The 8,141-nt window shown below is 70.7% G+C and carries 9 protein-coding genes; 4 read left to right on the plus strand and 5 right to left on the minus strand.

Annotated features, from left to right (window positions below; all coding sequences use genetic code 11):
• Positions 1 to 162 precede the first annotated feature (162 nt).
• Positions 163 to 1,521, plus strand: a complete 1,359-nt coding sequence (locus TR46_RS29390) for an MATE family efflux transporter (protein ID WP_042407216.1) — start codon at positions 163 to 165, stop codon at positions 1,519 to 1,521.
• A 69-nt stretch (positions 1,522 to 1,590) separates the two neighbouring features.
• Here the strand turns inward: TR46_RS29390 and TR46_RS29395 are convergent, their stop codons facing one another.
• The 5 genes from TR46_RS29395 to rpsF form a co-directional block, all read right to left on the minus strand.
• Positions 1,591 to 2,757, minus strand: coding sequence for a GNAT family N-acetyltransferase (locus TR46_RS29395; RefSeq protein WP_042407218.1), 1,167 nt, complete (start codon positions 2,755 to 2,757; stop codon positions 1,591 to 1,593).
• A 259-nt stretch (positions 2,758 to 3,016) separates the two neighbouring features.
• Positions 3,017 to 3,463 (minus strand): 50S ribosomal protein L9, encoded by a 447-nt coding sequence (gene rplI, locus TR46_RS29400; protein WP_030254748.1) that lies wholly within the window; start codon positions 3,461 to 3,463, stop codon positions 3,017 to 3,019.
• Positions 3,464 to 3,482: 19 nt separating this feature from the next.
• Positions 3,483 to 3,719, minus strand: coding sequence for a 30S ribosomal protein S18 (gene rpsR / locus TR46_RS29405; protein WP_030254746.1), 237 nt, complete (start codon positions 3,717 to 3,719; stop codon positions 3,483 to 3,485).
• Positions 3,720 to 3,862: 143 nt separating this feature from the next.
• Complete coding sequence (locus tag TR46_RS29410) at positions 3,863 to 4,471, minus strand: single-stranded DNA-binding protein (protein WP_042407222.1); 609 nt, start codon at positions 4,469 to 4,471, stop codon at positions 3,863 to 3,865.
• 136 nt (positions 4,472 to 4,607) lie between these two features.
• Entirely contained in the window at positions 4,608 to 4,898 is a 291-nt protein-coding gene (gene rpsF, locus TR46_RS29415; protein ID WP_030254742.1) for a 30S ribosomal protein S6, read from the minus strand.
• Between the two features lie 442 nt (positions 4,899 to 5,340).
• On the opposite strand from rpsF, the gene TR46_RS29420 reads away from it, so the two are divergent.
• The 3 genes from TR46_RS29420 (at position 5,341) to TR46_RS29430 (ending at position 8,004) form a co-directional block, all read left to right on the plus strand.
• Positions 5,341 to 5,631 (plus strand): hypothetical protein, encoded by a 291-nt coding sequence (locus tag TR46_RS29420; RefSeq protein ID WP_042407269.1) that lies wholly within the window; start codon positions 5,341 to 5,343, stop codon positions 5,629 to 5,631.
• A gap of 161 nt (positions 5,632 to 5,792) precedes the next feature.
• Complete coding sequence (locus tag TR46_RS29425; RefSeq protein WP_042407225.1) at positions 5,793 to 6,911, plus strand: lipid II:glycine glycyltransferase FemX; 1,119 nt, start codon at positions 5,793 to 5,795, stop codon at positions 6,909 to 6,911.
• 58 nt (positions 6,912 to 6,969) lie between these two features.
• Positions 6,970 to 8,004: an alanine racemase gene (locus TR46_RS29430; RefSeq protein WP_042407228.1), complete on the plus strand. Its 1,035-nt coding sequence runs from the start codon at positions 6,970 to 6,972 to the stop codon at positions 8,002 to 8,004.
• The last annotated feature ends 137 nt before the right edge of the window (positions 8,005 to 8,141 follow it).

Genomic DNA, 8,141 nt, shown 5'->3' on the forward strand with positions numbered 1-8,141 from the left:
ACGCTGACCTGGAACAACAGCCACCCGTCCTGTGCAGGAGAAAAATTTCACACGCAGCATGAAGATCACGACCAGGGGTGCGCGCACCGCTACGCGCAGCACGCACCCGTAATGGTCAAAATCACGATGCGCGCATTACCTGTGGATGACTACGGTAGGACCATGCGATCGACCACCCCCGCCCTGCCCCCGCCGCCCGCCCGCCGGACCAGGCACGACCGGGAGATCCTCGCGCTCGCAGTACCCGCCTTCGGCGCCCTCATCGCCGAACCGCTGTTCCTGATGGCCGACTCCGCCATCGTCGGCCACCTCGGCACCGCCCAACTCGCCGGGCTGGGCGTGGCCGCCTCGCTGCTGGCCACCCTGGTCGGCGTCTTCGTCTTCCTCGCCTACGCGACCACCGCAGCGGTCGCCCGCCGGGTCGGCTCCGGCGACCGCCGGTCCGCCGTCCAGCAGGGGATCGACGGCATCTGGCTCGCGGTCATCCTCTCCGTACCCGTCGTCGCGCTGGCCGTGGGCCTCGCCCCGGCCCTGATCCGGCTCTTCGGCGCCTCCGCCACCGCCACCCCCTACGCCGTCGACTACCTGCGGATCAGCGCCTTCGGCATCCCCGCCATGCTGATCGTGCTCGCCGCCACCGGCGTACTGCGCGGCCTCCAGGACACCCGCACCCCGCTGGCCGTGGCGGTGGCCGGCTTCACCGTCAACCTGCTGCTCAACCTCGGCCTGGTCTACGGCGCCGGGCTCGGCATCGCCGGCTCCGCCCTGGGCACGGTGATCGCCCAGTGGGGCATGGCCGCGACCTACCTCGCCGTCGTGGTCGGCGGAGCCCGCCGGCTCGGACTCCTCGACACCCGCGCGGACCTGCGCCCGGACCTGCCCGGCATCCGCGCCTGCGCCACCGCCGGGGCGCCGCTGCTGGTCCGCACCCTCAGCCTGCGGGCCATCCTGCTGATCGCCACCGCCGTCGCCGCCCGGCTGGGCAACACCGCGATGGCCTCCCAGCAGATCGCCATGTCGCTGTGGAACTTCCTGGCCTTCGCCCTGGACGCGATCGCCATCGCCGGACAGGCCGTCATCGGCCGCTACCTGGGAGCCGACGACGTCCAGGGCGCCCGCGCCGCGACCCGGCGGATGGTCGAGTGGGGGATCGGCACCGGCGTGCTGCTGGGGGCGCTGCTGCTGCTCGCCCGCCCGCTGTATCTGCCGCTGTTCACCGACGACCCGGCGGTCAGGCAGCAGCTCGGCACCGTACTACTGATCGCCGCGGCCACCCAGCCGCTCTGCGGCGTGGTCTTCGTCCTGGACGGCGTGCTGATGGGGGCGGGTGACGGGCCCTACCTGGCCTGGGCCATGCTGGGCACGCTGGCCGCCTACGCGCCGGTCGCGACCACGGTCGGCAGCGGCAGCCTGAACGCGCTCTGGGGCGCCATCGCCCTGTGCATGGCCGTCCGGCTGCTGTTCCTGGGCCTGCGGGCCCGCACCGGGGCCTGGCTGGTCACCGGTGCGGTACGAGCGTGACGGCCCGCTCGACGGGCAACCACGCAGAACGGCCCCGTGAAGGTCGGCCCCCGTGAAGATCGGCCGGCCTCAGCGCAGCCTGCGCTCGTAGAAGGTCGTCCCGTGCAGCGGCCGCCCGCCCATCCCCCGGTACGGCGCCTCGGCGGCCCGGTCCCCCTCCGGGACCCGGTAGCCGCGCAGCGTGCGGTACCCCGCCTCGCCGAGCGCGCGGTAGAGCTCCCGCGCCAGCAGGGTGAGGTAGCCCCGCCCCTGCCACTGCGGCAGCGTCCCCGCGGCCACCAGCGCCGCCTGCTGCGGGTGGTCGCCGCGCCAGGCCGCCGCCCGCAGCGCCAGCCGCTGCCGCGGCGAGGGCCGCCCCCGGGTGGCCACCAGGAACGCGGACACGTCCGGGACCGCCAACAGGAAGGCCACCGGCTCGCCCGCCCTGGTCAGGTACAGCGGCAGCCGCTCGTCCAGCACCCGCGCCAGCCCGGCCGCCCGTTCGGCGAAGTCCGCGGCGGAGACCTCGGTGCGCTGCTCGACCTGGGCCGCCGAGGCGTTCAGGATGTGCCGCAGCGCAGGCAGCACCCGGCGCAGCGAGCGCCGGCTCCCCCGGTGCACCCGCAGCTCCTCGTCGCGCATCCGCTGCTCGTCCACCACGAACGCCTTCTCGGGGCGCAGTCGCCCGGGATCGTCCAGGCCCTCGCAGATCCAGGTCCGCCCCGGCCAGCGCCGGGTGAACCCCAGCCGCTCGTAGGCGGCCGGATAGTAGGGCGGACTCCAGCCGCCGCCACTGAAGCCGCGCTGGTCGAAGCCGGAGACCAGCACTCCGGGGGACTGGTCCGGCAGCAGCTCCACCGGGCCGAGCAGCAGGTCGCAGCCGCTGACGGTGGCCGCCTGCTCGGCCAGGTCCAGCAGCTCCTTGGCCGGGTCGGCACCGGCCACCACCAGGGCCGGGTCGGTGCACGCGTCGGCGAACTCGGTGAGCCCGAACAGCTGGACCGGGCGGCCGACCCTGGCCTCCAGGGCGCTGTTGCGGTGCAGGCAGGTGCGCCCCACCACCCGGCCGCCGCGGTCGCGGGCCAGGTAGAGGTCGACCGGGCCGTATCGGCGCTGCGGGCCGGTCCCGTCGTACCAGGCCCTGATCCGGCGCTCCGGCACCGGGACGTAGCGGGACGGCGGATGGAGGCGCAGCGGCAGGTCGCAGAACTCCCGCAGCGCCTCCTTGTCGGTCACCTTGGTGACCTCGATGGCCATGACCTCTCCCTCGTAAGTTACCGGTCAGTACCACTTCATCGTGCGCGCTCTCCCGGGGCTTGGAATCGGTGCGGCTACTCAAGCGGGTACTCAGCCCGGTACTCAGAACCCGCTGCCCCAGCCACCGCCACAGCCGCAGTCGCCGCCGCACCCGCCGCTGCCCCTGAGTACGCACGGGAGCGCCGAAAAGGCCGGCCCCCCGCGAGGGGACCGGCCTTTCCACGGGCTCGGATCAGATCAGAGCCCGGTACAGCGTGCGTCAGGCAGCGACCACGTTGACGTTGATCTTGGCGACCACGTCGGAGTGCAGCTTGACGGTGACCTGGTGGGCACCGGTGGTCTTGATCGGCGAGCCGATCTCGACGCGGCGCTTGTCGACCAGCGGGCCGTCGACGGCCTTGATGGCCTCGACGACGTCGCCCGGGGTCACCGAGCCGAAGAGCCGGCCCGCGTCGCCCGCGCGCACGGCGAGCTTCACGGAGACGGCCTCAAGCTTGGCCTTGACCTCGTTGGCCTGCTCCAGGGTCTGGATCTCGTGGATCTTGCGGGCGCGACGGATCGCGTCCACGTCCTTCTGGCCGCCCTTGGTCCAGCGGATGGCGAAGCCGCGCGGGACCAGGTAGTTGCGGGCGTATCCGTCCTTGACCTCGACGATGTCGCCGGCGGTACCGAGGCCGGAGACCTCGTTCGTGAGGATGATCTTCATTGTTCGGTCACCCTCCTATTCAGCGAGCGGTCGAGGTGTAGGGCAGCAGAGCGACCTCGCGGCTGTTCTTCACAGCCGTGGCCACGTCGCGCTGGTGCTGGGTGCAGTTGCCGGTGACCCGGCGGGCGCGGATCTTCCCACGGTCGGAGATGAACTTGCGAAGCAGGTTCGTGTCCTTGTAGTCGACGTAGGTGATCTTGTCCTTGCAGAAAACGCAAACCTTCTTCTTCGGCTTGCGTACAGGCGGCTTCGCCATCATGTACTCCAACTGGTGTTCACGATCCGGTCGCTGCCCTCGCGGTTGCGAGAACGGCGCCCGGGTCGCACGGGATCAAGTCTGAGCGGGCCCCGCCCCGAGAGGGGAGCGGCCCAGCACACTGCATGCGTCCTGGTTGAGGACTAGAACGGGGGCTCGTCCGAGAAACCGCCGCCGGCCGGGGCACCCCAGCCGCCGCCGTTGCCACCGGACTGCTGTCCGCCGCCCGCCGGGGCGCTGGACGCCCAGGGGTCGTCGGACGGAGCGGACTGGCCGCCGCCGGAGTTCTGCGAACCCCAGCCGCCGCCGCTGCCGCCCTGCTGGCCGCCGCCGTAGCCACCGCCGCCGTTTCCGCCGCCGAAGCCACCGCCGCCCTGACCGCCGGACCGCTGGGCCTTGGTGACCTTCGCGGTGGCGGATCGCAGCGACGGGCCGACCTCGTCGACCTCGACCTCGTAGACGGTGCGCTTCTCACCTTCCTTGGTGTCGTACGTGCGCTGACGCAGACGACCCTGGACGATGACGCGCATACCGCGCTGAAGCGACTCCGCGCAGTTCTCCGCCGGCTGACGCCAGACGTTGCACGTGAGGAAGAGGCTCTCGCCGTCCTTCCACTCGTTCGTCTGACGGTCGAAGGTGCGGGGGGTTGACGCGAGCCGGAACTTCGCGACGGCCGCACCCGACGGCGTGAAACGCAGCTCGGGGTCGTCGACGAGGTTGCCGACGAGGGTGATGACGGTCTCGCCTGCCATGGTGGTTTACGACCTCTCGGTGGGAGCGGTTCCGTTCAATGCAGTGCTCACCGCGCCGGCCGTACGGACGGCCGTGCGGTGCAGTGCCTCATGTGCTCCGGGGACTGCTCCCCGGAACGGGGCACTTGGGGAAACCTCAGTGGGTGTCCGGGCGGAGCACCTTGGTGCGGAGGACCTGCTCGCTCAGGTTGAGCTGCCGGTCGAGCTCCTTGACGACCGCAGGCTCAGCCTTGAGGTCGATCACCGAGTAGATGCCCTCGGACTTCTTGTTGATCTCGTACGACAGGCGACGACGGCCCCAGGTGTCGACCTTCTCCACGTTGCCGCCGCCGGTGCGGACGACATTGAGGAAGTTCTCGATCAGGGGGGAGACAGCGCGCTCCTCGACATCGGGGTCGAGGATCACCATGACCTCGTAATGACGCATGTGGAACCCACCTCCTCTGGACTCAGCGGCCACGGTCTTTCCGTGGCAGGAGGGTTTTTGAACGCGTCGCAACAGTAGTGGTCGGCACTGACAACGAGGCGGAGAACCGCTACGACACTGGGGAGAGGGCGTCGGAGACCGACGAGATCCCACCAGGATCAGCGCACGGGTCGCGACGGAAAGTCGCGCCACACCGGTGCAGACGGTCCAGCCTACAGGCACCCGAATGGGGTCTTGAAATCCACCCCCGAATCGCCGCAATCTGTATACATCGGGTAGGGGGCGCGCTACAGTGCGCCATCCTCCACCCGTGGCCGAACGGCCGCCCCCGGCCGCCGGCCCCGGCAACCTCCCCAAGGAGGCGGGTCCCATGGCACATTCGATCGGTCCCTCACAGCCGCAGCAGAGCCAGACGTCCTCTTCGCTGCCCTCACTCGCGCCGATGTCCCCGTACGGGCCCGGCTCACGGCTGCACGCCGGCGACGGGAAGGCGCACCCGCTGGCGGACACGCTGGCGGGCGTCACCCTGATCCTGGCCGCCATCGCCATCGCCACCTGCATGTTCCGCAGCCTGCACCTGCTGGCCTCCTGGACCGGCCTGGCGGGCATCGTCACCGCGGCCTGGGGCCAGTACGTCTCCGCCACCACCCGGGAACGCTTCGTGCTGGTCTGCGCCGGGGTCGCGTCCGCGGCCGGCTTCGGCATCGGCCTGGCCCACGGCGGACTGTACTGACCCGCGCCGCGCCGACGCGCGGCCGACCCCGCGGCCGACGCGGTCCCGGCCGGTGACCCGCAGATGACCGGCCGGTGACCGGCCCCGACCCTATGGGGGTGCCCCAGCTGGGCAGTAGGCTTCGCGATTGACGCGAACTGAAGCCCGAGGAGCACCCCCATATGAGCCTGCGCCTGAGGACCATCAGCCGGGAGGAGCACCTGGCCTTCATCAGGAGCCTGCCTTCCGCAAGTCATATGCAGGTCCCCTCCTGGGGTGAAGTCAAGGCGGAGTGGCGCTCCGAGAGCATCGGCTGGTTCGACGACCGCGGCGCGATCGTCGGCGCCGGACTCGTGCTGTACCGGCAGATCCCCAAGGTCAAGCGCTATCTGGCCTACCTGCCCGAAGGTCCGGTCATCGACTGGTTCGACCCGAGCCTGGACCGCTGGCTCCAGCCGATGCTGGACCACCTCAAGTCGCAGGGCGCCTTCACCGTGAAGATGGGCCCGCCGGTGATAATCCGCCGCTGGCAGGCCGAGACGATCAAGAGCGCCATCGCCGGCAAGGAGGCCAAGCGGCTTCGCGACGTCGAGGCCGACTGGTACGAGCCCCGGGCCATCGACACCGCGGACCGGCTGCGCCGGATGGGCTGGCAGCAGGGCGAGGACGGCGGCGCCGGGTTCGGCGACGTCCAGCCCCGCTACGTCTACCAGGTGCCGCTGGCCAACCGCTCGCTGGACGACGTCCTCAAGGGCTTCAACCAGCTGTGGCGCCGCAACATCAAGAAGGCCGAGAAGGCCGGGGTGGAGATCGTCCAGGGCGGCTACGACGACCTGCCGGTGTTCCACCAGCTCTACCTGGAGACCGCCGAGCGCGACCAGTTCATCCCGCGCCCGCTCTCCTACTTCCAGCGCCAGTGGAAGGCCCTGACCGCCGAGGACCCCAACCGGATGCGGCTGTACCTGGCCTACCACGAGGGCGACGCGCTGGCCGGGACGACCATGATCACCGTGGGTGAGCACGTCTGGTACTCCTACGGCGCGTCCACCGTGCACAAGCGCGAGGTCCAGCCCAACAACGCGATCCAGTGGCGGATGATGCGCGACGCGTACGCGCTCGGCGCCACCGTCTACGACCTGCGCGGCATCAGCGACACCCTGGACGAGAGCGACCACCTGTTCGGGCTGATCCGCTTCAAGGTCGGCACCGGCGGCCAGGCGGCGGAGTACCTCGGCGAGTGGGACTTCCCGCTCAACAAGCTGCTGCACAAGGCGCTCGACATGTATATGAACCGTCGCTGACGGTCCGTTCCCCGCTCGCCCATCGAACCCTGTCTCCTCGGAAGGTACCCTCCACCCCATGGCGCTCTCTCTGTATGTGGACACCCCCCGCTGGCGTGCCCACCAGCGCTCCGTCGTGGAGGCCTTCCCCGGGCTCGTTCCGGTCGCCAAGGGCAACGGCTACGGCTTCCGCAACGTCCGGCTGGCCGAGGAGGCCGCCCGGATGGGCGCAGACGTGCTGGCCGTCGGCACCGCCTACGAGGCCGCCGAGTTGAAGGACTGGTTCAGCAGGGACCTGATCGTGCTGACGCCGTACCGGATCCGCGAGGACACGGTGCCGCTGCCGCAGCGGGTGATCCGCACCGTGGGCACCATCGAGGGCGTGCGCGGCCTGGTCGGCGGTCGGGTGATCATCGAGTGCATGACCAGCATGCGGCGGCACGGGGTCACTCCCGAGGACCTGCCCAAGCTGCGGGCGGCCATCGACGACGTCCGGGTCGAGGGCTTCGCCGTGCACCTGCCGATGGACCGGCCGGAGGGGATAGACCCGCTGGCCGAGACCGCGCGGTGGGTGGACCTGCTCCGCTCTGCGGGGCTGCCGCTGCAGCGGATGTTCGTCAGCCACCTCCGCAAGGAGGAGGTCGCCGAACTGGCGATGCGCTACCCGGACGTGCACTTCCGCTCGCGCATCGGCACCCAGCTGTGGCTCGGCGACCACGGCGCGATCGACAGCCGCGGGACGGTCATGGACGTCCACGCGATGGCCAAGGGCGACCGCTTCGGCTACCGCCAGCACCGCGCCTCCGGCGACGGCCACCTGCTGGTGGTCGCCGGCGGGACGGCCCACGGGGTGGGGCTCGAAGCCCCCAAGAACCTCTCCGGCCTCACCCCGCGCGCCAAGAACCTCGCCCGCGCCGGGTTGGCCACCCTCAACCGGACGGCTTCGCCGTTCAGTTGGAACGGCTCCAAGGTCGCCTTCGCGGAACCCCCGCACATGCAGGTGTCCCTGCTGTGGCTCCCGGGCGAGATCCAGCCCCCGCAGGTGGGCGAGGAACTCAAGGCGACCCTGCGGCACACGACGACACTCTTCGACCGGATCGTGGACCAGGGCTGAGCTGGGCAAATGCTGGGACCATATCTTCCAGATACGGTCCCAGACCTGTCACATGAGCACATAGACCGGGTTGCCGATCCCCGGGGTCACCCCGACCTGCCGAATGCAACCGTGCCGACGCAAAAACCCAACGGCTT

Source organism: Streptacidiphilus carbonis, from assembly GCF_000787775.1.
Taxonomy (GTDB): Bacteria; Actinomycetota; Actinomycetes; order Streptomycetales; family Streptomycetaceae; genus Streptacidiphilus; species Streptacidiphilus carbonis.

Excerpts from the sequence above, each read along its gene's own strand:
- TR46_RS29410 (WP_042407222.1), bottom strand. The coding sequence starts at position 4,471 with ATGGCAGGCGAGACCGTCATCACCCTCGTCGGCAACCTCGTCGACGAC.
- TR46_RS29395 (WP_042407218.1), bottom strand. The coding sequence starts at position 2,757 with ATGGCCATCGAGGTCACCAAGGTGACCGACAAGGAGGCGCTGCGGGAG.
- TR46_RS29420 (WP_042407269.1), top strand. The coding sequence starts at position 5,341 with ATGTCCCCGTACGGGCCCGGCTCACGGCTGCACGCCGGCGACGGGAAG.
- TR46_RS29390 (WP_042407216.1), top strand. The coding sequence starts at position 163 with ATGCGATCGACCACCCCCGCCCTGCCCCCGCCGCCCGCCCGCCGGACC.
- rpsF (WP_030254742.1), bottom strand. The coding sequence starts at position 4,898 with ATGCGTCATTACGAGGTCATGGTGATCCTCGACCCCGATGTCGAGGAG.
- TR46_RS29430 (WP_042407228.1), top strand. The coding sequence starts at position 6,970 with ATGGCGCTCTCTCTGTATGTGGACACCCCCCGCTGGCGTGCCCACCAG.
- rpsR (WP_030254746.1), bottom strand. The coding sequence starts at position 3,719 with ATGGCGAAGCCGCCTGTACGCAAGCCGAAGAAGAAGGTTTGCGTTTTC.
- rplI (WP_030254748.1), bottom strand. The coding sequence starts at position 3,463 with ATGAAGATCATCCTCACGAACGAGGTCTCCGGCCTCGGTACCGCCGGC.
- TR46_RS29425 (WP_042407225.1), top strand. The coding sequence starts at position 5,793 with ATGAGCCTGCGCCTGAGGACCATCAGCCGGGAGGAGCACCTGGCCTTC.